The 25,513-nt window shown below is 61.8% G+C and carries 16 protein-coding genes and 1 rRNA gene; 14 read left to right on the top strand and 3 right to left on the bottom strand.

Going from position 1 to position 25,513, the window contains the following annotated elements; all coding sequences use genetic code 11:
* Positions 1–147 precede the first annotated feature (147 nt).
* Entirely contained in the window at positions 148–1,458 is a 1,311-nt protein-coding gene (locus GY725_22565) for a hypothetical protein (GenBank protein ID MCP4006973.1), read from the bottom strand.
* Positions 1,459–1,542: 84 nt separating this feature from the next.
* Here GY725_22565 and GY725_22570 point away from each other — a divergent pair, with 84 nt between their 5' ends.
* The 9 genes from GY725_22570 (at position 1,543) to GY725_22610 (ending at position 15,236) form a co-directional block, all read left to right on the top strand.
* A complete protein-coding gene (locus tag GY725_22570) occupies positions 1,543–2,241 on the top strand; it encodes a glycosyltransferase family 2 protein (GenBank protein ID MCP4006974.1) in 699 nt (232 codons plus the stop codon).
* Positions 2,238–3,068 (top strand): SAM-dependent chlorinase/fluorinase, encoded by an 831-nt coding sequence (locus GY725_22575; GenBank protein MCP4006975.1) that lies wholly within the window; start codon positions 2,238–2,240, stop codon positions 3,066–3,068. Before GY725_22570 ends, GY725_22575 begins: the two co-directional genes overlap by 4 nt.
* Complete coding sequence (locus GY725_22580; protein MCP4006976.1) at positions 3,065–4,816, top strand: ABC transporter ATP-binding protein; 1,752 nt, start codon at positions 3,065–3,067, stop codon at positions 4,814–4,816. Before GY725_22575 ends, GY725_22580 begins: the two co-directional genes overlap by 4 nt.
* Positions 4,813–6,633 (top strand): ABC transporter ATP-binding protein, encoded by a 1,821-nt coding sequence (locus GY725_22585; GenBank protein MCP4006977.1) that lies wholly within the window; start codon positions 4,813–4,815, stop codon positions 6,631–6,633. Before GY725_22580 ends, GY725_22585 begins: the two co-directional genes overlap by 4 nt.
* Before the next feature lie 178 nt (positions 6,634–6,811).
* On the top strand, positions 6,812–10,342 hold the full coding sequence (smc, locus tag GY725_22590; protein ID MCP4006978.1) for a chromosome segregation protein SMC: 3,531 nt from the start codon (positions 6,812–6,814) through the stop codon (positions 10,340–10,342).
* A gap of 12 nt (positions 10,343–10,354) precedes the next feature.
* Entirely contained in the window at positions 10,355–11,557 is a 1,203-nt protein-coding gene (ftsY, locus tag GY725_22595) for a signal recognition particle-docking protein FtsY (GenBank protein ID MCP4006979.1), read from the top strand.
* 70 nt (positions 11,558–11,627) lie between these two features.
* Complete coding sequence (locus GY725_22600) at positions 11,628–13,034, top strand: wax ester/triacylglycerol synthase family O-acyltransferase (GenBank protein MCP4006980.1); 1,407 nt, start codon at positions 11,628–11,630, stop codon at positions 13,032–13,034.
* A gap of 32 nt (positions 13,035–13,066) precedes the next feature.
* The gene (gene glpK, locus GY725_22605) at positions 13,067–14,554 is read left to right on the top strand and encodes a glycerol kinase GlpK (GenBank protein ID MCP4006981.1); all 1,488 of its coding nucleotides are present in this window, start codon (positions 13,067–13,069) and stop codon (positions 14,552–14,554) included.
* Position 14,555: 1 nt separating this feature from the next.
* Positions 14,556–15,236 carry a glycerophosphodiester phosphodiesterase gene (locus tag GY725_22610; protein ID MCP4006982.1) on the top strand — a complete coding sequence of 227 codons (681 nt, stop codon included), beginning with the start codon at positions 14,556–14,558 and terminating at the stop codon, positions 15,234–15,236.
* Here GY725_22610 and GY725_22615 read toward each other — a convergent pair.
* Entirely contained in the window at positions 15,213–16,673 is a 1,461-nt protein-coding gene (locus tag GY725_22615; protein ID MCP4006983.1) for a glutamate synthase subunit beta, read from the bottom strand. The genes GY725_22610 and GY725_22615 overlap by 24 nt on opposite strands.
* 2 nt (positions 16,674–16,675) lie before the next feature.
* Positions 16,676–21,220: a glutamate synthase large subunit gene (gene gltB / locus GY725_22620; protein MCP4006984.1), complete on the bottom strand. Its 4,545-nt coding sequence runs from the start codon at positions 21,218–21,220 to the stop codon at positions 16,676–16,678.
* 584 nt (positions 21,221–21,804) lie between these two features.
* On the opposite strand from gltB, the gene GY725_22625 reads away from it, so the two are divergent.
* The 5 genes from GY725_22625 to GY725_22645 all read left to right on the top strand — a co-directional run.
* The gene (locus GY725_22625; GenBank protein MCP4006985.1) at positions 21,805–22,137 is read left to right on the top strand and encodes a hypothetical protein; all 333 of its coding nucleotides are present in this window, start codon (positions 21,805–21,807) and stop codon (positions 22,135–22,137) included.
* 8 nt (positions 22,138–22,145) lie between these two features.
* Positions 22,146–22,424 (top strand): cell division protein ZapA, encoded by a 279-nt coding sequence (locus GY725_22630; GenBank protein ID MCP4006986.1) that lies wholly within the window; start codon positions 22,146–22,148, stop codon positions 22,422–22,424.
* Between the two features lie 8 nt (positions 22,425–22,432).
* On the top strand, positions 22,433–23,014 hold the full coding sequence (locus GY725_22635) for a 5-formyltetrahydrofolate cyclo-ligase (protein ID MCP4006987.1): 582 nt from the start codon (positions 22,433–22,435) through the stop codon (positions 23,012–23,014).
* Complete coding sequence (locus GY725_22640; protein ID MCP4006988.1) at positions 23,011–24,216, top strand: tyrosine--tRNA ligase; 1,206 nt, start codon at positions 23,011–23,013, stop codon at positions 24,214–24,216. Before GY725_22635 ends, GY725_22640 begins: the two co-directional genes overlap by 4 nt.
* Positions 24,217–24,583: 367 nt before the next feature.
* Positions 24,584–25,513: ribosomal RNA gene (locus tag GY725_22645) — 16S ribosomal RNA — on the top strand; the annotation flags it as partial.

The following is a 25,513-nucleotide window of genomic DNA, read 5'->3' on the forward strand; positions in this document are numbered from 1 at the left end:
TCCCGCCTCTTCCAATCTGGTCCGCGGCTCGCGGCCGCTGGCTGGCTCGGCGACGGACTGCCACCGACCGCGATCTTGCACGCCCGTAGTTACCAAAACCACGGCCAAGCCTCAACTTGGAGCCCATGCCCGGGGTCCGGCCCGGGCTCAGATCTTGGGAGTGCCCAGGCGTTCCAGCAGCTTGGCCGCCGCCTGTCGGGCACCCAGGATCTCGCCTTCAAAGCCCGAAGCCGGGGCTACCTGGGCGCCAACGAGCTGTACTGGCGGCCTCGTTCGCAGACTCGCGCTCGGCCTGGGCCCGGGAAAGCGCAGATCGCTGGCGTCGCGGTCCCAATCTGGACCCGGCCCCAGCTCGATCTCGCTGATCTCGCCCACCTGGAACGGATTGAGATCTCCCAGAGGGCACTCGGGATCGAGGTGAATTGCCCCCGGTCCAGAGAAGATTAGCCATTCGATTTCTGGGTTTTCCCGATCGAGATGCCGGGAGATCCAGTGCAAATCGTCGGGGCTGCCGGTGGCCACGACCGCCCGGGTATCGAGCCCGATCGGCAGGGACTCGGGATCTGTCCGGAACAGCCTCTGCGGCAGGTCGGTGGGCAGGGAACTGGCCGGTAGCCAGCGAGGTGCGGGTTCTCCGATCGCACGGCGAACCAGTTCGAGTGGCGCGCCGATGACCAGTGCGCGCGCCTGCAAGGAGCCGCGCGAGAACTCCACGCCCACTTCGCTGCGGCTCGACAATAGCGAGAATTCGCCGACGCTCCGGATCTCGCCGTGCAGGGCGAGGAAACGCCGGCGCAGAAGGTCGAGGAACGGATCGCCCACTCCGCTCATTCGATGTCCGCCATCGGCGGTGCTGCGCAGGAGCAAAGCGGAACCCGTCTGCGGATCGCCTGGAGGACGTGCCGAGAGTGGAGCGACCAGGGCATCGATGAAGGCGCGCAGTGACTCGGGAATTTCCGGAAGCAAACCCTCGGCGGGCGTTTCGCGCACACTGCGTTCGACGAAGCGTCGTACCATGGCCGGTCCGTGGTTGAGCTTGACCTCGGGCATCAGTGCGGTGCGGATCTCGTCGCCAATCCGGTCCACGGGCGCGAACCACGACAGCACGGTCTTGGCTTCCGCCACTTCATAGGCTTCGATCTCCCGCGCCAACGCCTCTCGACCCGCCCGTACGTCGATGCGCGCGTTCTGCATCAGCACCTGCAACGCCAGTTCGTCGTGCTCGATGCGGCGCTGTTCGATCAGCGGGATCGCCAGCTCCCGCAGTACACGCAGGATGCATCCGCGGTTTCCGAGACTCGACAGCAGGAAGGGCTCACGCAGAAAAGGCGATCGTTTCGTCAACGCCTCTTCTTCGAGCATCACGACACGCAATCCCGCCATGGCGAGGTAGGTTGCAGCGGTCAGCGAACCCAGGCCGCTGCCCAGGATCACCACATCGGTGTGCTTCGTAGTCAAATCGCGTTCTGGCCGTTCGTTCTCGGCCGCCCTCCGGTTGTCGATTCGATTGTCAAAATTGCCGGTACATCGCACTCTTCACCGGTGCCCGCAGCCGGAATCTCGATTAGCGTAGTCATCCCAACCCTCAATGAGCAACGTTCAATCGAACGAGCGCTGGCTTGCACGCGCCTTCCCGGTGTCGAACGGATCGTAGTGGACGGCGGCAGTCGCGACGGAACGAGTGATACCGCACGCTTTCTGGGGGCCGATCGCGTCCTCAACGCTCTGCCGGGTCGCGCCCATCAGATGGATGCCGGTTATCGGGTGGCGAGTGGCGAGATCGTTCTGTTCCTGCACGCCGACACCCGACTCGAGGTGGGCTGGTACGAGGCACTGCGGGAAGCGATGCTCGATCCCATCAGCGCGGGTGGGGCTTTCACCCTGCGTTTCGAAGCCGAGGGCTTGTTTTTCAGACTGTTGGAAAGAGGTGCGCTCTGGCGCTCGCGCAAGTTTGGCCTGCCGTATGGGGATCAAGCCCTGTTTTTGCGCCGCAAACTCCTGATGGAATCCGACGGCATCGCGCCCGTCGCCCTGTTCGAGGATCTCGATCTGGCACGACAGATCAGCGGGGCGGGTGAACTGGTCATCCTGCCCCAGCGGGCGTTCGCCTCGGCTCGACGCTACCAGCGAAACGGAGCCTTGCGACAATGGTGGCGCAACCAGTTGGCTGTGGTGGCCTGGGCGTCGGGGCTGGATCGTGAGCGCGTGGCGGCCTGGTATCGACGCGGAGTTGCGCGATGAGTGCGCCGCTGGTCACGCTGCTCAGCGACTTTGGAACCGCTGACGGTTATGTCGGTGCGATGAAGGCCGGCGTGCTGAGTCGCTGTCGGGAAGCCCGATTGATCGATCTGGCCCACGAGATCGAACCCGGCTGCGTCCTTTCGGGTGCCTGGGTTCTGGCGCAGGCCGCGCCCCGTTTCCCGGAGGGCTGCGTGCATCTGGCCGTGGTCGATCCCGGGGTAGGCTCCGATCGGCGCGCGATCGCCTGTCGCATCGACGATCACATCTACGTGGCACCCGACAATGGACTGCTGGAATTCGTGCTGCGCGGAGCCGAGAGCGTAGCGAGCTTCGTATTGAGCAATGAGCAATTGTGGAATCGACCCGTCAGCAGTGTTTTTCAGGGCCGGGATCTCTTCGCTCCAGTGGCGGGATTTCTTGCCGCCGGTGGTGCGATCGAGGCGAGTGGCACACAGATTCCCTCCGATTCTCTCGTGCGCTTGCCCGCCGCTTCCGTGCCCGCCGCTTCCTTGCCCGTGGCGCGCGTGGAGGTGAGCAGCGGACGGAGCGCGGGCCGTGTCGTTCACGTGGATCGCTTTGGAAATCTGATTACCGACCTGCCATTGATCCCGGAAGCGGCGATCGGCCGCATTGCGGAGGTGGGTTCCGAGCTTCTGCCGGTCGTGCGCACCTACAGCGACGTCGCCACCGGCGCCCTGCTGGCGCTCGTCGGTTCGTCGGGCACGCTCGAAGTAGCGTGCAACGGAGGAAGCGCGCAGCGCCGAGTCGGGATCTCCGTCGGTGATGTGGTATTGTTGCGCGATCCCCCGGGAGTTGAGCTGGCTTGACCCCTAGACAGCGCGTATTTGCGTACGTGCGCCAGGAGAAGGGTCGGTACATCCTGGGTGCCGCCCTGACCTTGGCGTATGCATTCGCATTCCAACTGGTTCCTCTCGCCATGCGCGAGGTGGTCGGACGCATTGAGGCCGGTCGTTCGTTGGCAGAAGTGCAGGCGGCGGCGTTCGTCCTCATGGGTATCGCGACCGTGTTCGCCGTGCTGCGTTTCGGAACGCGCCGTACGATGTTCCGGGCCGGTCGTCAGATCGAGTACGGGTTGCGCAACGACCTGTTCTCACACCTGCAAAAGCTCCCCCAGTCCTACTTCGCCGGCCAGCGCACCGGGGATCTGATGTCGCGTGCGGTCAACGACGTGAACAACGTCCGACTGTTCATGGGCATGGGCATCTTGAACATCATCCAGACACCCATCCTGTACCTCGGGGCGATCGGCGTCATGCTCAGCGTCGACTGGCAACTGGCTCTCTGGGTTCTCGCTCCGTATCCGCTGTTCGTGTTCATCACGCGTTTCTTCGGCAAGCGCATGCACTTGTGGAGCCTGGCCACGCAGGAACAACTCGGTGTGCTGTCATCGGGGGTGCAGGAAAATGCCGCCGGTGTATTCGTAGTGCGCTCTGCGGCCATGGAGGACCGCGAGCGTGCGCGCTTTGCACTGGACAACGACAGTCTCTATCAGAAGCAGGTGCGCTTCGCGTTTGTCTCGACCGGAATGTTCACCACGATCAGCATGCTGCCTAGCGTCGCCCAGATCGCCGTGTTGGTCGGAGGCTCGTATGGCGTGATCGGGGGTCGCGTGACGACGGCGGACCTGTGGCTGTTCTACAGCTATGCGGTCCTGCTCACATTCCCGACATTCCTGATGGGCTTCGTCGTGAACATCGCGATGCGTGCGCTGGCGGGACTCGAGCGTCTCGGCGAGATCCTCGACACCGTTCCGTCGATCCAGGACGGCAAGGAAACGCTCGATCTGACCCACCTACGAGGTTCGGTCGAGGTGCGCAAACTCTCGTATGAATTCAAGGGTCGAGAAGACCATCCCGCACTCAGCGATGTGAGTTTCTCGGTCGAAGCTGGACAGACGGTGGGTATCGTAGGCGCGGTTGGGTCGGGCAAGAGCACTCTGCTCGCCGCCATACCGCGCCTGCTCGAAGTCGAAGACGGAAACGTGCTCATCGACGGGCACGACGTGAATCGGATACCCCTGAACCTGCTGCGCTCGAGTATCGCGATGGTGCCTCAGGACAGCTTCTTGTTCTCGACGACGATCGAGGAGAACATCCGCTTCGGCTGCCCCGACGCAGATCGCGAGGCCGTGCGTCGGGCGGCCCGTCGCGCACACGTGCTAGGCGATATCGAGGATTTTCCCCAGGGGTTCGACACACCCGTCGGCGAACGCGGCATCACGCTGTCGGGCGGGCAACGTCAGCGTATCGCGTTGGCGCGCGCGCTCGCCCTCGATCCGCCCATTCTGATCCTGGATGATTCGCTGTCTAGCGTGGATGCCGCGACCGAGGAGGCGATTCTCAAGGAACTGCGCAGCGCGCGGTCCGGACGCAGTTGCTTCATCGTGGCGCATCGCACCTCTGCAGTGCGCGATGCTGATTTCATCATCGTGCTCGACGAAGGCCGGGTGGCCGAGGTCGGAACGCACGAATACCTGTTGCGAAACCCCGGTGTGTACGAGCGCATCTACCGTCAGCAGCAACTCGAAGCGGAGATCGAAGGAGGAGTCGCTTGACGCCGGGTTTCGACGAAGAGGAGGCTGTAGGCAAGGTCTACGACGCGCAATTGATCGCGCGGATGTGGCCTCTGATGCGCCCGCACTGGCGGTTCCTGCTGGCGGGGTCGCTGCTGATCCCGATCCGTCCGCTCCTGATGTTGATTCCCGCTTCACTTTTCGGGGTCGCGCTCAATCACCTGTCGGGTCAGGGCGGTTTCCCGGGGCTGAAAATCCTCTCCTTCGTGGCGGAACCGCCCGGGGGTATCCCGCTGATTCCCTGGCTCGGGTTCGTGTTCCTTTGCGTCACCGGCCTGCTGGTCCTGGTTGAATTCGCTCGTCAGATCTCGATGGCGGTTCTCGGCGGACGCACCATGCGCGCGTTGCGGGAGCGACTCTTCGATCACGTGCAACGACTGCCGCTGAAGTTTTTCGACACCTATCCGGTAGGTCGCCTGGTCACGCGCCTGGGCAATGACGTCGAATCGCTGGGCGAGATGTTCTCGGGCGGTCTGATCATGATGATCGCCGACCTGTTCCTGATGACGGTCTTTGCCAGCGTGCTCTTCTATCTGAACTGGGAACTGGCTCTCGTGGCGATGGCTGTGGTTCCGGTTCTGGTCGTGGCTTCGATCATCTTCCGCTGGAAGGTGCGCGAGGCGTATCGCCTGGTGCGGGTGCGCATCGCCCGCATCAATGCGCATCTGCAGGAGACCATCACCGGAATGAAGGTGGTCCAGCTCTTCGCCCGCGAAAAGCGCAACTTCGGCGATTTTTCGGCCATCAACAGAGAACACCGCAACGCCTGGTTCAGGTCGATCAACTTCGACGCACTTCTTTCCGCGTCGATCGAGCTCTCCGGAAACCTCACGATCGCGTTGATCCTCTGGTACGGAGCCCAGATGCTCGAGATGGGCGTGGTCGATCTCGGCTTGATCTTCGTTTTCTACGACTACATGCGGAAGTTCATCCAGCCGCTCCAGGAACTCTCGGCGCGCTACTCAGTCATGCAGTCTTCGATGGCCAGTCTCGAGCGCATTTTTCAGCTGCTCGATGTCGAGCCCGAACCCGAAGAGGCGATCGAGCGTCGCGAGGTCGTCGGCGCAGTCGAGTTCGAGAACGTGACATTCGCCTACAATCCGGACGATCCGGTCCTGAAAGACCTGAGTTTTCGCGTCGAGCCCGGCGAGCGCATCGCTCTGGTCGGGCACACCGGGGCGGGCAAGACCACGATCCTGAAGCTGTTGGCGCGAATGTACGAGCCACAGAGGGGTCGCATCCTCGTCGACGGTGTCGATATCCGCGAATTCTCGCGCGCGGAACTCCGACGCCACATCGCCTTCGTGCTGCAGGACGTCTTCCTGTTCACGGGCGATATCGCCTACAACATCGGGCTGGGCCGAGACGATATCTCGCAGGAAGAGATCGAGTCCGCGGCTCGAACCGTCCATGTCGACGAGTTCGTGCGGCGCCTGCCCGATGGCTATGCCCACGAAGTCCGGGAGCGCGGGCTCAACTTCTCGGTTGGCGAGCGCCAACTGCTTTCCTTCGCCAGGGCGCTGGCTCAGCGGCCGCAGATCCTGCTTCTGGACGAGGCGACCTCGAGCGTCGATACCGAGACGGAGGTCCTGATCCAGGACGCGCTGCACCGCCTGATGGAGGGCAAGACCTCGATGGTCGTGGCTCATCGCCTCTCCACGATCCAGGATGTCGATCGCATCTACGTCCTGCATCACGGGGAGATCCGGGAGGTCGGCAATCACGAAGCCCTGCTGGCCGAGCGCGGGCTCTACTGGCGGCTCTATCAACTGCAGTACGCCGCCCAGGATGCCGCCTGAACACCCGCTCCTGAAGCCTCGGGAAACAAAGGGAAAACGAGCCCTTAGGCGGAAAATAGAGGTCTTTACACGCCAGCTGCGTCTGTGCTAATTCTGGGGCAGTCAATTTCATCCTCCTGCTCTGCCGCTGGCCGTCCCCCCCGAGTCGGATACCAGCGGAAGCAAAGACGAGGCTCGGGTGCGAATCCGTTCTCTTGAGATCACGGGGTTCAAATCGTTCGCCGATCGAACGGTGCTCGCGTTTGATCGCGGAATCTCGGCAATCGTCGGCCCGAACGGCTGCGGCAAATCGAATGTGATCGACGCCCTGCGTTGGGTGATGGGCGAGCAGAATCCCCGTCGCCTGCGCGGCTCGATCATGGAAGACATGATCTTCTCCGGTTCGGACAAGCGACAGCCCATTGGCATGTCCGAGGTCGTTCTCACGCTCGACAATTCCGACGGTCTGGCCGTGCCGCCCTACGACGGGTTTTCCGAGATCCAGGTTGCGCGGCGTCTGTACCGCTCGGGAGAGAGCGAGTACCTGATCAACAAGACGCACTGCCGACTGCGCGACGTGCTCGACTTCTTCCTCGACACGGGCGTCGGCACGCGCGGCTACACGATTGTGGAGCAGGGGCACATCGCGGACCTGGTTTCGAACAAGCCCGAGGATCGACGACAGATCTTCGAGCAGGCTGCGGGCATCGGGAAATACCGGCAGCGGCGTCGCGAAACCGAGTCCAAGCTGAAGTCGACCGAGCAGAATCTGTTGCGCGTCAACGACATTCTCATCGAACTCAAGCGCCAGATCGGTGCCCTCGATCGCCAGGCCGCGAAGGCCAAGCGCTTCAAGAAACTCAAGGCGGAACTGCGCGATCTCGAACTCGTCGTCGCAAAGCAGGAGTACACGTGCGAAGCGGACGCTCTCGCCGATAGCGAGTCGAACTTCGAGCGATTGCGTGCGGAGGCGTCGGAACTCGACGCGCGCGTGTCCCGTGAAGAGGCGGAACTGGAAACGGGGCGGCGCGCCCATCTGGACCACGAGCGCGAACTCCAGCAGATGAGCGAGAAACTGTACTCGGTCCGCTCGGCCATCCAGTCGCTCGAAAGTCGCGTGGATTACGAGCGTCGCGAGCGCGAGGGGCTCCTGCAGCTGGCGGACGAACGAGAATCCGAGGTGCGAGAACTCGAAGAGCAGCACGGCGCCCACATCATTTCCTTGAACGAGGCGGTCGGCGAGCTGTCTTCGGTCCAGGAGCGTCTCAGCGCGGACGAAACCGATCTGGCGCGACGCGATGGCGAGTTGCGCGCAGAGTCCGAAAAGCTCTCGGCTTTGCAAGGCCGCCGCGAAGGACTCCAGGCGCGCCTGGTCGAGCTTTCTGCGGACGAGGCGACGATCGAGAGCCAGGGCGAAGCCCTCGAAGATCGCCGCAACGAACTGGAAATCCGTCTGCGCGAGAACGACGAAGCGCTGGAGCAGGGTACCGAGGCAGCCGATGCGCTGCGCCGCGACGAAGCGGGCATCGAGGCGCGTCTGCGTCGCGGTCTGGCCGAGAGCGAAGAACTCGGGCGGCTCTTCGCCGAGCAGCTTCGCAGCGGAGACGAGCTGCGCGCCCGTTCCGAGGAGTTGACCGAGACGCTCGGTCAGACGCGCGAGCGCCTGCACCAGGTGGCGGCGCAACTGGAGTCGCAGCGCGAGATCGAACGACGCGAGTCCATGCGCGCGGCCGCGCTTCTGGAGCAGATTCCGGCCGCTGAGCGCGGCGCAATTCGCGCCCGCCTGACCGACGTGATCCGCGTGGCAGACGGCCTGGAGCCGGCTCTCGAAGCGGTTCTGGCGGGTCGGCTCGAATCACTGCTGGTCGAAGGTTCCGACGCCGCCTTGTCGATTCTCGCGCATCTGCGCGAGAAGTCGGTGGGACGCGCCACGCTGCTTCCCCTGGGCGCAGGTGAGGTCTCGGGCGAGACGGGCTTCGTTCCCCTGGGTCGATCCCTGAGCGATTTCCTCGATGTCGACGAGCGCTACTTGCATCTCGTGCAGCGATTGCTGGCCGATGTCTACGTGGTCGACAATCTGCAACAGGCGATCGATCGTTTCGGCATCGGAGGCTGTCCTGCGGTTTTCGTGACTCGAGACGGCGAGATCCTGGATCGCAGTGGGACGCTCACAGGCGGGCTCGGGGTTCCTCCGGGTGCGTTGAGTCGGGCCGGCGAGATCCGGCGCCTGGCCGCGGAGCTCGAAAGCCTGGAGCCGCGTTGCGAGGCCCTGGCCGTGGAGTTGGCCGAGCTCAACGAGCGCGGTCTGCAGCTGGAAGCCGAGATCGAGAACACCCGAAATCGCCGCCACACCGCTGAGTTGGCCGTGGTCAATCTGGAAAAGGACCTGGAACGAACCCGAGAGCGCAGCAAGGAAGCTCTGCAGCTGGTCGAGGGGCATCGCACGGGCAAAGAGGCCCTGCTCTCGCAGACGCAGCGGAATGCCGAGCGGCTCGATGAGCTGGCCGAGCGGCGCTCCGAATTCGAGCAGTCCCGCGCGAAGGCCGAGCTTCTGCGCCGGGAACTCTCCGAAGAGATCCAGACACTGATCCGCGAGGTCGAACGGACGGAACAGCGGCTCGTCCAGTCGCGCATCGAACTGGCCGAACTGGGTGCGCGACGCGACCAGTTGCTGGAGGCTCGCGATCGCCTGCAGAACAGCGTCGATGAGGCGCACGAATGGATCAATCGGCGCAAGGAAGAGGTCGACAATGCGCGCGAGCGCGCGGAAACGCTGCAGCGCTCGTGCGAGGAAGCCTCTCGCGAGTTGAGCGAGAAGATCGGCGACGAAGAACAGCTCCGCCTCGGCCAGGATCAGCTGCGAGAAGCCTATGAGAGCAGTGCCCAGACGCTCGAGTCGGTCGACCAATCCGTCCGTGAGGCCCACCAGGTCCGCGAAACGCATCGCGAACAGCTGTCGAATTTCGAACTCTCATTGCAGGAAGCGCGCTTGAAGCGCGACCAGGTGATCGAGCGCATGCGCGAGCGCTACGATCTGGACATCGCGGCCTACGAGCCCACCGAAGAGCAACTGGCTGGCGATCCAGCCCAGCGCGAAGCCGAACTCGAAAAGCTTCGCCAGACCTTGCGCTCGCTGGGCGACGTCCACCTGGGTGCGATCGAAGAGTACGAGGAAGTCTCCGAACGCCATCGCTATCTGAGCGAGCAGAAAGGCGATCTCGAACTCTCCATCGAACGGCTGCGCGGTGCCATCGGGCGCATCAATCGCACCAGTCGCAATCTGTTCCGCCAGACTTTCGAGGCCATCGACAAGGAATTCCGGGTCATTTTCCCGCGGATGTTCGACGGGGGAAGGGCGCATCTGTCGCTGACGGAATCGGAAGACGTGCTGGAGGCGGGAATCGATATTTCCGCAATGCCGCCGGGCAAGAAGCTGCAGAACGTGAATCTGCTCTCCGGAGGCGAGAAGACCCTGACGGCGATCTCGCTATTGATGGCGATTTTCACGGTCAAACCGTCGCCGTTCTTCCTGCTGGATGAGGTGGATGCTGCACTCGACGACGCCAATGCGGGGCGTTTCAACGGATTGCTGCGGGAAATGGCGACGGCGTCGCAGTTCTTGATGATTACCCACAACAAGGCCTCGATAGAGATCGCCGACACGATGTTCGGCGTGACCATGCAGGAGCCGGGTCTTTCCAAGCTCGTCACCGTCGATCTGGTTTCGTAGACTGCGCCGGCCATGCCGCAAGCGCTCGTAGAAACTCTATTTCTCGGAGGTATCGCCTCCCTGCTCCTCGGCCTCCTGGTCTGCATCGGGATCGCCTACCCGCGCGCTCTGCGCGACCGAGCTCTGGAGCGGAGAGGAGACGAAACCGCCCGGGCCGCCACGCCGCCGCCGGCCGCCGCTCCTGCCTACGAGCCACCTCCGCTCGAGATCGCGGAGCCGATTGCTGCGGAGCCGGTGGTCGAAGAGAGGCCGCCCGCGGCCGCAGCGCCGCCAACTCCGGCACCGGCTCCGCCCCGTGTCGCACCGGACTACAAGCGCGGTCTGCGAATCAGCCGCAAGGCATTCATCGGCCGTCTTCAGAATCTGCTCTCGGGAAAGGGCGAACTCGACAGTCAGACGCTCGAAGAGGTGGAAGAGATCCTGTTCGCTGCGGACCTGGGGGTCGCGACCGCCGATGATCTGCTTCAGGTGGCGCGCTCTGCGTCGAGTCCCGGCGAGGTGACGGCTCGGCTCGAGTCCCGCGCCGTCGAGATCCTGGCGGGATTGCCACCCGCGCACGTTGAACTGGCTGAACCGGTGCACGTGATCCTGGTGGTAGGTGTGAACGGATCGGGCAAGACGACCTCGATTGGCAAGCTCGCTCACCGCTATATGACCGAGGGCAAGCGAGTGATGGTGGCGGCTGCAGATACCTATCGCGCAGCCGCGATCGATCAGCTGGCGGTGTGGGCCGAGCGGGCCGGTGTCGACATCGTCAAGGGCACACCGGGCGGAGATCCGGCATCGGTCGCATTCGATGCCGTGAAATCCGCGCCGACTCGAGACGTCAACGTGGTGATCATCGACACCGCAGGGCGTCTACAGACGGACCAGGGCTTGATGGACGAGTTGAACAAGATCCAGCGGGTCGTGCAGAAGGAGATCCCCAGCGCTCCGCACGAGGTTATTCTGGTACTCGATGGAAACACCGGGCAGAATGCGATCCGCCAGGCGCAGGAATTCTCTCGCTCGGTCACCGTGTCGAGCATCCTGTTGAGCAAACTCGACGGGACTGCGAAAGGTGGCGTCGTATTGGGAATCGCCCAGGAAATCGGCCTGCCCGTCCGGTATGTGGGCATGGGCGAGGGCGTGGGAGATCTGTACGACTTCGATGCCGAAGAGTTCGCCCGGGCGCTTTTCGCCCCCGCCGATTCGGGCGAAGCCACTCCCTCCTGATTTGCTTCCCAGCCCCCTGTCCTCTGGTGTAGGCTGGTTCCAGATCCCCTACCTGCAGAAGGAGCCCCACGTGTCGAGTTATCGCTTTGAGCGGCTCTCTGCTCAGGATGCGGCCTTCCTGGCTGCGGAGGGGCCCAACACCCATATGCATGTGGGGGCCGTTTTTCTGGCCGAATCCGGCGGTCTGAAGACGGAAGAGGGCGGTGTCGACATCCAGCGCGTGCGCGATTTCATCGCGGCGCGCCTGCATAGGATTCCCCGCTACCGACAGCGGCTGGCCTACACGCCATTGCGAGGCATTCCGGTCTGGATCGACGACGAGCATTTCCATATCGACTATCACGTTCGGCACACCTCTCTACCCCGGCCCGGAACCGATGACCAGCTCAAGAAGCTGATCGCACGGATCACCTCACAGCAACTGGACCGCCGTCGTCCACTCTGGGAGACCTGGGTCGTCGAGGGGCTCGACTACGGCAATCGCCTCGCGCTGATCACCAAGGTGCATCACTGCATGATCGACGGTGCCGCGGGCTCGGATCTGATGATGGTCTTGATGAGCCTGGACCCAAACGAGGAGATTGGAACGGCACCGAGCTTCGTACCGCGTCCGCATCCTTCTGCGCTCGAGTTGATGCGCGATGACGTCGGCCAGGTATTGACGGGTCCGTTCGAGATGGCGCAACGTGTGCGCGAGTCGATGGGCGAAACCGATCCCCGCGATGCCTTGCGCGGTGTCGGAGAACTCGTGCGCAGCGGCCTGTCTCCCGCGCCGAGTACCCCCATCAATCTTCCCATCGGTCCACATCGCCGTTTCGACTGGATCGTGACCGATCTCGATGACGTCAAGATGGTCAAGGACAAACTCGGCGGCACGGTGAACGATGTGGTGCTGACCGTCGTGGCGGGGGCCGTCCGATCGTTCCTGCGCTATCGCCGTGTCGATGTCACCGATATCGATTTCAAGGTCTCGGCACCGGTCAGCATGCGCTCGCCTTCGGACAAGGGAGCGATGGGCAATCGCGTGTCGGCCTGGATCGTGCCGCTTCCGGTGGGAGAAGACGATCCGATGACGCGCCTGGAACTCGTGCGCGAGGCGACCGGGCATCTCAAGGGTTCCCAGGGGGCGTTGGGAGCAGACGTCCTCAGCGCCGTGACGGAGTGGACGGGAACCACGTTACTGTCGCTGGGAACGCGTCTTCAGAACGTCTTCTTGCCCGCGAACATGATCGTCACCAATGTGCCTGGTCCGCAGATTCCGTTGTATCTGGTCGGCGCCAAGCTCCTGGAGACTTTTCCGATCGTCCCGCTGTTCGCGAGTCAGGGCCTGGGAATCGCGCTGTTCAGCTACGACGGTCGACTCTGTTGGGGCCTGAATGCAGATCACGACGTGATGGCCGATCTGCGCGAGTTCCGGACGGGATTGCAGACCAGCTTCGACGAATTGCGCACCCTGGCGGGCATCCCCGTCAGTTGAAACCCTCGTAGCGAGCTGATATCTCCAGGGCAATGTCGAATTACGTCCTGGCCCTGGATCAGGGGACTACCAGTTCCCGAGCACTGCTTTTCGATCGCGCCGGCAATATCGTCGCGAGCGAGGCGCACGAATTCACACAGATTTATCCTGAGCCGGGCTGGGTCGAGCACGACGCCAGCGAGATCTGGGACACCCAGTTGCGAGCGCTGCGGGGGACCGTCGAGAAGGCGGGGATTGCGGCGGGCGAGATCGCAGCGATCGGAATCACGAATCAACGCGAGACTGCGGTCGTCTGGGATCGCTCGACGGGTGAGCCGATCTACAACGCGATCGTCTGGCAATCGCGTCAGACGGTCCCGATCTGCGATGAGCTGAAGCGACGAGGACTCGAAGATCTTTTCGTCGAGCGGACCGGTCTCGTGGTGGACGCTTATTTCTCTGGAACGAAGATCAAGTGGATTCTCGATCACGTCGATGGCGCGCTCGAGCGCGCACGTCGCGGAGAACTCGCCTTCGGAACGATCGATAGTTGGCTGATCTACAAGCTGACTGGCGGTGAGGTTCACGCGACCGAGTACAGCAACGCTTCGCGCACATTGATCTACGACATCCAGAAGCTGCGCTGGGATCCCGATCTGCTCGAGGCGCTCGATATTCCGGAGAAGATGCTGGCGGAGGTGCGATCCTCCAGCGGCGAGTTCGGAAGGACCCACGCCGACATACTGGAAGGTGCGCGAATTCCGATCGCGGGTGCTGCGGGAGACCAGCAGGCGGCGCTATTCGGCCAGGCCTGCTTCGAGCCGGGGTCGGTCAAGAATACCTACGGCACTGGCTGTTTCATGTTGATGAACACCGGAGATGAACTGCGCCGATCGGAGTCGGGGCTCTTGAGCACGATCGCGTGGGGGATCGGGGATCGCGTCGAGTACGCGCTCGAGGGTTCGATCTTCGTGGCGGGTGCAGCCGTGCAATGGCTTCGCGACGAACTCGGGCTCCTATCGGATGCTACGGAAAGCGAGGCACAGGCGCGGAGTGTCGATGACACCGGCGGCGTCTACCTGGTTCCCGCGTTTACCGGACTGGGCGCGCCGTACTGGGATCCCGATGCGCGCGGGGCGTTGCTCGGGCTGACCCGGGGTTCCAGTCGCGCTCACGTGATCCGCGCCACTCTGGAGTCGATTGCCTATCAGAGCCGCGACGTACTGACGTGTTTCGAAAAGGATTCCGGCCTGAGCATTGCGCAACTCCAGGTCGACGGTGGCGCGACCGCGAACGACTTCTTGATGCAGTTTCAAGCCGATATCACCGGCATTCCCGTGAGGCGTCCTGTGATTCTCGAGACCACCGGGCTCGGCGCTGCATATCTCGCCGGGCTTTCGACCGGATTCTGGAAGGATCGCAGCCAGATCGGAGAAAACTGGCAGGAAGAGCGATGCTTTGAACCGCAACTCGACGCTTCGCGTCGTGAACAACTATACGAAGGTTGGCTGAGCGCAGTTGGCCGCGTGCGAGGGCGCTGATATGAGTTTCTTGAATATTGCCCACCGGGGTGCTTCGGTTGACGCGCCCGAGAATACGCTCGAGGCCTTTGCTCTGGCCATCGATCAACGGGCCGACATGATCGAGACCGACCTGCACCTGATGCGCTGCGGCGAGATCGCGCTCTACCACGACGACAAGATCGACGGCATCGACGTCGCTGATCTCACGCTCGAAGAATTGCGTTCGCGCCAGCCAGGCGTGCCGACTCTGGTCGAGACTCTGGACTCGTTCGGCAAGCGAATCTCTTTCAACCTGGAATTCAAGCGTTCCGGAGATGCCGACTACGAAGGGCTCGAGGCGCGCGTGCTCGAGGAAGTGAACTCGCGTGGGCTGATCGAGCGGACGCTCTTCTCGTCTTTCTACGACTCGATCCTGGCGCGGGTCCGCAGCCTGGAGCCTCGCGCCCGCATTGGACTGCTCGTATCGTCCCGGTCGGCAGAGAAGGTCGAGGAACGAGCTCGCCGTCTGTCAGCGGAAGCCTGCCATCTTTTCGTGTCACTCGTTTCGCGAGAGCGCACGGCAGAGTTGCACGACGAAGGCTTCCGAGTGCACGTTTATACGGTCGACGATGCGGAAAAGCAGAACGAACTGGTCGAATTCGGCGTCGACGGCATTTTTACGAATGTGCCAGCCAGACTACGAGCGCTTCTCGACGCCTGACGAGGCTGCACGCAGATCGCGATCGATCTGCGCCGCTGCCTGACGGCCCTCTGCGATCGCCCAGACGACCAGGGACTGGCCGCGTCTCATATCACCTGCGGCGTACACCCCGGGTCGACTCGTCGCGAAGCCCTGCGTCGCGACGTTGCCCCTGGCATCGAGTTCGAGATCCAGTTCCTCGAGCATGCCGGTCTTTACGGGGCCCAGAAAGCCCATGGCGAGCAGGACCAGATCGATGTCGAGTGTGAACTCGCTACCCGGGATGTTCTCCATCGGACGGCGGCCGGTCTCCGGATCCGGGTCGCCGAAGCGCACCCGTGCGGCCTCCATCTTTTCGACATGGCCATTGCTCCCCGAGAGCAGTGTGGTCGAGATGCACCAGTCCCGACTTCCGCCTTCCTCGTGTGAAGTCGAGGTTCGCAGCAATTCAGTCGGTGCCGGATGCTGCGGCCAGGGAGCTGAATCCGCTCGTTCCTTTGGTGGCTTGTCCAGCAGTTCAAAGTTGTACACGTGCTTGGCGCCCTGACGATGGCTCGTTCCGATGCAATCGGCACCGGTATCACCTCCACCGAGAACCAGTACGTTCTTTCCCGTCGCGAGGATCGCGTCGGCTTCCGGTACTTCATCACCGGCAACGCGTCGGTTGGATTGCTCGAGGAACTCCATCGCGAAATGCACGCCGCCCAGATCGCGACCCGCAATGGGAAGGTCTCGAGGATTTTCGGCGCCGCCCGTCAATAGCATCGCATCGTGGTTGGCGAGGATCTCGCGCGCCGAGATGTTCACGCCAACGTGCATGCCCGTGCGGAACTCGATGCCCTCGTCCTTCAAGACACCGATGCGCCGATCGATCACGTGCTTTTCGAGCTTGAAATCCGGAATTCCGTAGCGCAGCAGGCCGCCGATGCGGTCATTGCGTTCAAAGACGATCACGGAATGGCCCGCGCGATTCAGTTGAGAGGCGGCCGCGAGTCCCGATGGTCCGGAGCCGATGATGGCGACGCGCTGGGCGGTGTGAATCTCCGGCGGCTGCGGTCTGACCCAACCTTCTGCAAAGCCGCGTTCGATGATGCTCTTCTCGATGAACTCAATGGTGACTGGGTCCTCGTTGATGCCCAGGACGCAGGCTGATTCGCAAGGTGCCGGACAGATGCGTCCTGTGAATTCCGGGAAGCAATTGGTGCGATGCAGGCGAGCCAGGGCATCTTCCCACTTGTTCCGATAGACCAGGTCGTTGAAGTCGGGAATGATGTTTCCGAGAGGACAACCGTTGTTGCAAAACGGTACGCCGCAGTCCATGCAGCGAGATCCCTGAGTGCGAACCTGTTCTTCAGTCGGATCGACATAGACCTCGAGGTAGTCCTGGATCCGCTCTTTCGGATCTCGCTTGGACGGCGTTTCTCGCGCGTGCTCCAGGAACCCTGTGACCTTGCCCATGTCTAGCTGCTCCCGTCCGCGAACTCGATACCCTGGAGTGCTCGCTTGTAGTCTCGCGGCATCACTTTTACGAAACGCGGCATGGTGGTCGCCCACTTTTCCAGTACCTGCTCTGCTGTATTGCTCCGCGTGTGGCGGAAATGCGCTTCGATCATGCTCCGCAGTTCGCGCGCGTCCTCTTCCGATTCGACCCTCTCCAGATCCACAAGGCCCGGATTGCACAGGTCGGGGAACTTGCCGACTGGATCGAGCACGTACGCGATGCCGCCGCTCATTCCGGCTGCGAAGTTGCGTCCGGTCGGACCCAGAACGACCACCCGTCCGCCGGTCATGTACTCGCAGCCGTGATCGCCCACACCTTCGACTACCGCGATGGCGCCGCTATTGCGCACACAGAAGCGTTCGCCGGCCATCCCGCGGAAGTACGCCTCTCCGCCGGTTGCGCCGTACAGCGTCACGTTGCCGATGATGATGTTTTCGCTCGGTTTGAACGTCGAGTCGCGATGTGGATACACGACGAGCCGGCCGCCTGAGAGACCCTTGCCCGTATAGTCGTTGGAATCGCCAACCAGCGTCAGCGTGATGCCGTGCGGAACGAATGCGCCGAAGCTCTGGCCGGCGCTGCCGGTGAAGCGGATGCGAATCGTATTGTCGGGCAGGCCTTCGAGGCCGTGTCTCTTCGAGACCTCATGTCCGAGCATCGCGCCGACGGTGCGATTGACGTTGCGGATCGGCAGTTCCATCTGGACCGGCTCGGTCTTCTTGATGGCCGGTTGACACGCTTCGATCATCCGGTGGTCCAGAGCGTCTTCGAGTCCGTGATTCTGACTCGTGACGCGGTGAACGGCGACGCCTTCAAAAGGGGGTGTCGGTTGCTTCAGGATGGCCGCGAAGTCGAGCCCGCGTTCTCTCAGTTTCCACGGTCGGATGTCGGGGTTCGGTTCGAGCAGGTCTGTGCGGCCAATCATCTCGTCGATCGTGCGCAGGCCCAGTTCAGCCATGATCTCGCGCAGTTCGCGTGCGATGAATCGGAAGAAGTTGACTACGTAGTCCGCAGAGCCCGAGAAATTCTTGCGCAAGTCGCTGTTCTGGGTGGCGATGCCGACCGGGCAGGTATTGAGGTGGCAGACGCGCATCACGATACACCCGAGCGATACGAGCGCGATCGTGCCGAAGCCGAACTCGTCTGCTCCCAGCATTGCACCGATGGCCACATCTTTGCCCGTTCGGAACTGACCGTCGACGTGCACGCGAATCCGTCCACGCAGATCGTTCATGACCAGGGCTTGTTGGGTTTCGGACAGGCCGATTTCCCAAGGCACTCCCGCGTGTTTGATGGAAGTCTGAGGCGAAGCGCCCGTACCGCCTTCGTAACCCGCGATCTGTACCGACTCGGCGTGACCTTTGGATACACCGGCTGCGATCGTGCCCACGCCGCTGACCGAGACCAGCTTGACGCTGATATCCGCGGAGGGGTTGGCATTCTTCAGATCGTGAATCAATTGCGAGAGATCTTCGATCGAATAGATGTCGTGGTGAGGCGGAGGAGAGATCAATCCCACACCTGGCGTCGAGTTTCGTACACGGGCGATGGTGTTGTTGACCTTATGCGCAGGTAGCTGGCCGCCTTCACCGGGCTTTGCTCCCTGGGCCACCTTGATCTGAAGCTCGTCAGCGTTCGTGAGATACCAGCTGGTGACACCGAAGCGGCCCGAGGCGACCTGCTTGATCGCGCTGCGGCGCCAGTCGCCATTGGGATCGCGTGTGAAACGCGCCGGATCTTCTCCGCCTTCTCCGCTGTTGCTCTTGCCGCCGATACGGTTCATGGCAATCGCGAGGGTTTCGTGGGCTTCGGAGCTGATCGAACCGAAGGACATCGCGCCCGTACAGAAGCGCTTCAGGATGCTCTCTTCGGCTTCTACTTCGTCGATGGGAATCGGTGTTCGCCCATCTTTCTTGAAACGCAGCATGCCGCGGATGGTGTACAACTCGCGGGACTGATCGTTGATCATTTCCGCGTATTCCTGGTACTGCTCGTAGTCGTTGTTGCGAGTCGCTCGCTGAATTGTCTGGATCGTCTGCGGATTGAGTAGGTGCCGCTCTCCGCCACGTCTCCACTGGTACTCACCGCCTTGATCCAGTTGGTCGTTCACTTGACCATTGCGCGGGTAGGCGTATTCGTGGCGCAGACGCGCTTCTTCGGCGATCGACCAGAGATCGGAACCACCGATACGCGTAGTGGTGTCTGTAAAGAACTCGTCGACGACAGGTTGTGAGAGACCGACCGCTTCGTAGATCTGGGCGCCGCGATAACTCGCCAGCGTCGAGATGCCCATCTTTGCAAAGATCTTCAGCAAGCCCTTGCCGATGGCCTGCGTATAGTTCGTGACGGCCTGCTCAAAGCCGATGTCCTGAGGAACGAACGCACTTTCAACCAGTAGTTCGCGGATTGTGTCGAAAGCGACGTACGGGTTGACTGCGGCTGCGCCGTAACCGATCAGGACGGCGAAGTGCGCAATCTCGCGTGCTTCGCCGGTTTCGACGATCAGGCCACAGAGCATCCGCAGGCCTTCACCGATCAAATGATGGTGGACTGCGCCGGTGGCCAGCAGACTGGGAATGGGCAGCTTGTTGGAGCCCGCGGTCCGATCCGAGAGGATCAATACATTGGCACCGCTGTGCACGGCATCCACCGCTTCGCTGCGAATCCGATCGAGCGCGATTCGCAGATTGGCCTCAGCGTTGTTCCCGTCGGCCGGTTCTTCGAATACGCAGGCGATCGTTACAGCTCTGAGGTGCGGATGTTCCACCTGACGGATCTTTTCGAGATCCTCGGTGCGCAATACGGGCTGGTCGAGTTGCAGCAAGCGGGCGTGCTCGGGTGTTTCTTCGAGAAGATTTCGCTCAGCGCCCACAGTGGAGATCAGCGACATCACGCTGTCTTCGCGGATCGAATCGATCGCGGGGTTCGTAACCTGAGCGAACATCTGCTTGAAGTAGTTGAACAGCAGGTGAGGGCGATCGGATAACGCCGCAATCGGCGTATCATTGCCCATTGAGCCAGTCGCTTCGCCGCCATTGGCGACCATCGGTGCGATCAATACGCGCAGGTCTTCGAGTGTGTAGCCGAACATCTGCTGACGTTTGAGTCGATCGCTCTCTCCATCGGGTACCGGGCGCAGCTGGCGTTCTGGCAGATCGCCCAGCTTTACCAGATTGGCGTCGACCCATTCCCGGTACGGCTGTCGACCCGAGTAGTAGGACTTGAGTTCCTCATCGGGAATGATTCGTCCCTGCTCGGTGTCGATCAGAAGCATGCGACCGGGTTGCAGACGTCCCTTGTATTTGACGTCCTCGGGGTTGATCGGAAGAACGCCGGCCTCGGAACTCAGGACGATGAAACCGTCTTTCGTCACCCAGTAGCGCGACGGGCGCAGGCCATTGCGATCGAGAACTCCGGCGACTCGTGTTCCGTCGGTGAAGGCCATGGAGGCAGGTCCGTCCCAGGGCTCCATCAAGCACTGGTGGTACTGGTAGAAAGCCTTCTTCTGATCCGGCATCAGCGGGTCGCGGTCCCAGGCTTCGGGAACTAGCATCATCATGGCATGGGCGATGTCGCGTCCGGACAGCGACAGGAATTCCAGAGCGTTGCCGATCTGCGCCGAGTCAGAGAAATGCGGCGTGATGATCGGGAAGATCTTGTGGATGTCATCGCCCCAGAGATCGGACTTCATGATCGCTTCGCGTGCGCGCATCCAGTTGTGGTTGCCTCGCACCGTGTTGATCTCGCCGTTGTGACAGAGCGTCCTGAACGGTTGTGCCAGATCCCAGGTGGGCCAGGTATTGGTGCTATAGCGCTGGTGAACCAGTGCCAGAGAAGTCTCCATGGCCGGATCGGCGAGGTCGGGATAGAACTGCTTGATCTGATAGGCGAGCAGCAATCCCTTGTAGACGATCGTGCGTCCGGACAGACTGCAGACGTAGAAGTCTTTCAGGTCGCGTTCGCGCGCGGCCTGCTCCACCTGCTTGCGGATGACGAAGAGCTTGCGTTCGAAGGCGTCGGCATCGAGGTCCGCTCCCGGTAGGATGAAGATCTGCCGCACGAACGGGCATTGGCGTCGTGCGGTGACTCCGATTTCTTCGGGAACGATAGGAACGTCGCGCCAGCCGAGAACGTGCTGACCTTCCGAGGAGACGAATTCTTCCAGCAGTTCCTCACAGGCCTTTCTCCGGCTCGCGTCGACGGGCAGGAATACCTGACCCACGCCATATTCACCGAGTTCGGGCAGCTGAATGCCCGTGGTGGCACACGCCTTGAGCAGGAAACCGTGAGGAATCTGAAGCTGGATTCCGGCTCCGTCGCCGGTTTCGGGGTCGGAACCGGCCGCGCCGCGATGCGTGAGGTTGACGAGAACCTGGAGTCCGCGCTGCACGACTTCGTGTGACCGGCGCCCTTCGATGTCGCAGACAAACCCGATACCGCACGCATCGTGCTCGAATTTCGGATCGTAAAGTCCCTGTTTTTCCGGCATTCCCGGATGGCTCATGCGCCGTTCCTCTCAGACGTTTCCATTCTCTCGTTCATCGCTTGATCTTTGCCCCGGCCGTCAGCTGTCTCTGTGTTGCGTCGCCGAACTGAGTTCTGGCTGAGCGCGACGCGAAGACACCCCGACCCTTGACTCAGCATTGCCAGGGGGTCGGGTCGCAAGCTGAATGCCCCCGGTCGTGCGCGCCCCCCCCCCCGCCGATTCAGTACCATACCTGCGTGCCGAGCTTGCGCCGAGCAAAATCGGAGTGCGACTGTTCAGGAGTGGCGTTTTTTTGCGCCTGGAAGCGCGGGATTTACCGGAGAAATCTTCAATTCTAGGCTAACCGACACGCTGAACTCGTGTCAAGCAGGTCCAAATTGACCTTTCGGGGCGGCGGGAGGGACCTGCGGGGCCCCGCGCCAGACCGATCTTGCGGCGCAGCTTTGCGAACCACGCGTAAACGAGGCTGTGCAAACTGTTTTCAACTCTTGACGCCAGCCCTTCGTCGGTGAAAGATCGGGGTAACCGAAAAAATGCCGGCTTCGGGAAAGGGGGGTCCTTGAAGCATTCGAGCAGGTCTCGCCCCAAAGGACGCGTCTCGCATGAGCGATTCTGCAGGACAGGCGGAACTCTCCGGCAATGACGGTCGCACCAGCCAAGAGCTGGACGGCGCTGAACTCTTCCCGATTCTCGAGGAACACATCGAGCAGCTGCTCGCGCGTTATCGAGAGAGTCGCAAGACGATCGGTGAACTCGAAGGTGTGATTCGCGACCGCGATCGTCAGCTCGCGCTACTGGATCAGCAGATCGGCGAGTCCGAAAAACAGCGCACCCAGGTGGCGGCTCGGCTCGACCGACTCATCGCACAGCTCGACGAACTGGAACGCGCTACCGACGCCACTGAACAGGTTGCCGCCGATTCGAAGCGAGACTAGAGGAACGCATGGACGCCAAGCGCGCGCAATCCGGGAACCGGAAGAGCATCAAGATTCTCGGTCGCGAATACAAGATCCGCAGTGATGAAGAACCCGAGCATCTGGCGGCCGTTGAAGAGTATGTCGATCGCGTGTTGAACGAGATCCGCAAGGGGACGCCCGATACCCAGGATGCAGCGGTGCTGGGTCTGTTGAACATCGCCAGCGAGTTGCTGCGCTTCCGCAACAATCTGACGATCCCCAAGGATCGTGTGCAGGCGTTGATCGATCTGGTCGAATCCGCCTGAGGCGACGGATGGCCGAATCGGAAGTGACGCGGCGCAAGCGAGCGCTGCGCGGCTCCGCACTCCAACTCGGCGGGGGCGATCGTCGCGAGGCGACCCGTACAGTACTCGAGCGACTTCTGACGATGCCCGAGCTGTTGAGCGCTTCGCGAGTGGCGTTGTACGCGGCCATCCAGGACGAAGTGCCGCTTGGGACCGCGCTCCGGCACATCGCCGAGCGCGGGGGGCGCGCGGCCATGCCCAGGCTCATTCCCTCGGGGATGGAGTTCCGAGAGGTCAGACCGGACAAGCCCCTGCGACCAGGCTACCGGGGCATCCTCGAGCCGGGTCCTGAAGCCCTGCGCGTGGACCTTCGGAAGATCGACCTCTTCGTGGTTCCGGGGCTACTCTTCGATCGCACCGGCGGGCGTCTGGGGCGTGGCGGTGGCTACTACGACCGAGCGCTCGCAGAGGCTTCCCCTGATGCGCTGCGCGTCGGTATTTGTTATGCCGATCGCATCGTCGAGACGCTGCCCTTTGAAGAATGGGACATTCCAATGAATCTCGTGGTGACGGAGTCAGAGGTGATACGCGCCTCGCGGGAGACGCAATGAGCAGTCGATCGACCAAAGAACAGATCGAAGTATTCTGCGGGCGCAGCGACACGCTCGTTTCCGAAGAAGAACTTGCGGCCAAGCTCGCGAAGGGACGCCCCCTGCGCATCAAGTACGGCTGCGACCCGTCTGCGCCCGATCTTCATCTGGGACACTCCGTTCCGCTCGAAAAGCTGCGTGAACTCCAGGCGCTCGGGCACACGATCATTTTCCTCGTCGGTGATTTCACAGCAATGATTGGCGATCCGACAGGTCGCAGCAAAACTCGCCCCGCACTGACGCGGGAGGACGTGCGGCGCCACTCGCTTACCTACACCGAGCAGGTAGAGGCTCTTCTCGACATGGATCTGGCGGAGGTGCGCTTCAATAGCGAGTGGATGGACGAGATGACGACCTCGGAGATGATTAGGCTCGCGTCTCATCAGCCCGTCGCGCGCATGCTCGAACGCGATGACTTCAAGAAGCGCTTCCAGAGCGGGACATCCATCGCCATCCACGAATTCCTCTACCCTCTGGTACAGGCGTACGACTCGGTCGCGCTCGAGGCCGACGTGGAACTGGGCGGCACCGACCAGACTTTCAATCTGCTGCTCGGACGCGAGATCCAGAGGGCCTACGGCCAGGAAGCCCAGGTCGTGCTGACGATGCCGCTCCTGGAAGGCACCGATGGCTCGGAGAAGATGTCCAAATCGCTGGGCAATTCGATCGGGATCCAGGATCCGCCCGAGGACATGTACGGCAAGACGATGTCGATTCCCGATCAACTTCTGCTGCGCTGGATCGATCTTCTGGCCCAGCCCGATTGGGGCCTGGAGCAGGGCAAGGCCGAACTCGAAGCGGGAAAAGGCAATCCCAGGGACCTGAAAGCGGCCCTTGCGAGGGCGATTGTCAGCCGTTTTCACGCTCCAGCGGCTGCTGTCACAGCCGAAGCCCACTTCGATCGCGTGTTTCGCCAGCACCGGGCGCCCGATGAGATCCCACTCTTCGAGGTGGCCGCTTCCGGGCCCCAAGGTACTGAACTCATTCGGGTTCTGACTGAATCAGGGTTTGCGAAGAGCCGCGGTGAGGCCCGTCGCTTGATCGCTCAGGGCGGGGTCCGAGTCGGCGAAGTGCGGATCGAGGAAGCCGAAGCTCACCTCGAAGTAGGCGAGCACACTCTTCAGGTGGGGAAGCGCCGCTTTGCTCGGATTCGGGTGGCTTGACCCGGCGGTTCGTCGATCAACGGGAGACCGATCTGGGGAAAGACGAGAAGTACCTGAAAAAAGAGGGAGTTCCCCAATTGACACTCCGGAAGACCTGCCATAACCTACGCCTCCGCTCTGGGGCAGAGCGCGTCTCTTCGACGCCGTTCCCGCCGCTGGAGTTCGGACGCCCTTGGCTCCGCTAGTTCGGTCTTTGAAAAGCGAATAGTGCATGGACCTTGTGTTTCGAAGTTCTGCTTCGGAACAGATGAGTTCGGATTCTCGTCAAACGAACGACTGCTCTGCGGTCGCTATTCCAGATCGGGCAACCGATTCGGTTTCGCACCGTCGGCAGTTGATATTTTCATGGATTACTTCAGTTTTTTCTAAACTGGAGAGTTTGATCCTGGCTCAGAACGAACGCTGGCGGCGTGCCTTACACATGCAAGTCGTGCGAGAAAGTTTCCTTCGGGAAGCGAGTAGAGCGGCGCACGGGTGAGTAACACGTGGGTAATCTGCCCTTGAGTCTGGGATAACTAGTGGAAACGCTAGCTAATACCGGATGCGGCCTTGAGGTTTTCGAACCTCTTGGAGAAAAGTGGCCTCTTCTTGAAAGCTACTGCTCGAGGATGAGCCCGCGGCCCATTAGCTTGTTGGTGAGGTAAAAGCTCACCAAGGCTGTGATGGGTAGCTGGTCTGAGAGGATGATCAGTCACACTGGAACTGAGACACGGTCCAGACTCCTACGGGAGGCAGCAGTGGGGAATCTTGGGCAATGGGGGAAACCCTGACCCAGCAACGCCGCGTGTGGGATGAAGGCTCTCGGGTCGTAAACCACTGTCAGGAGGGAAGAACTGCGTCACGGGTAATATTCGTGGCGTTTGACGGTACCTCCAAAGGAAGGACCGGCTAACTCCGTGCCAGCAGCCGCGGTAATACGGAGGGTCCAAGCGTTGTTCGGAATTACTGGGCGTAAAGAGCGTGTAGGCGGCGGATCAAGTCGAATGTGAAAGCCCAGGGCTCAACCCTGGAATTGCATCCGAAACTGGTCGGCTAGAGTCTCGGAGAGGAAGGCAGAATTCCCAATGTAGGGGTGAAATCCGTAGATATTGGGAGGAATACCAGTGGCGAAGGCGGCCTTCTGGACGATGACTGACGCTGAGACGCGAAAGCGTGGGGAGCAAACAGGATTAGATACCCTGGTAGTCCACGCCGTAAACGTTGTGCACTAGGTGTCGCGGGTATTCACCCCTGCGGTGCCGGAGTTAACGTATTAAGTGCACCGCCTGGGAAGTACGGCCGCAAGGCTAAAACTCAA

Source organism: bacterium (assembly GCA_024226335.1).
Lineage (GTDB): Bacteria > Myxococcota_A > UBA9160 > SZUA-336 > SZUA-336 > JAAELY01.

Coding starts and splice junctions, on each gene's coding strand:
- GY725_22575 (MCP4006975.1), top strand. CDS start 2,238: ATGAGTGCGCCGCTGGTCACGCTGCTCAGCGACTTTGGAACCGCTGAC.
- ftsY (MCP4006979.1), top strand. CDS start 10,355: ATGCCGCAAGCGCTCGTAGAAACTCTATTTCTCGGAGGTATCGCCTCC.
- glpK (MCP4006981.1), top strand. CDS start 13,067: ATGTCGAATTACGTCCTGGCCCTGGATCAGGGGACTACCAGTTCCCGA.
- GY725_22610 (MCP4006982.1), top strand. CDS start 14,556: ATGAGTTTCTTGAATATTGCCCACCGGGGTGCTTCGGTTGACGCGCCC.
- GY725_22615 (MCP4006983.1), bottom strand. CDS start 16,673: ATGGGCAAGGTCACAGGGTTCCTGGAGCACGCGCGAGAAACGCCGTCC.
- gltB (MCP4006984.1), bottom strand. CDS start 21,220: ATGAGCCATCCGGGAATGCCGGAAAAACAGGGACTTTACGATCCGAAA.
- GY725_22625 (MCP4006985.1), top strand. CDS start 21,805: ATGAGCGATTCTGCAGGACAGGCGGAACTCTCCGGCAATGACGGTCGC.
- GY725_22630 (MCP4006986.1), top strand. CDS start 22,146: ATGGACGCCAAGCGCGCGCAATCCGGGAACCGGAAGAGCATCAAGATT.
- GY725_22635 (MCP4006987.1), top strand. CDS start 22,433: ATGGCCGAATCGGAAGTGACGCGGCGCAAGCGAGCGCTGCGCGGCTCC.
- GY725_22640 (MCP4006988.1), top strand. CDS start 23,011: ATGAGCAGTCGATCGACCAAAGAACAGATCGAAGTATTCTGCGGGCGC.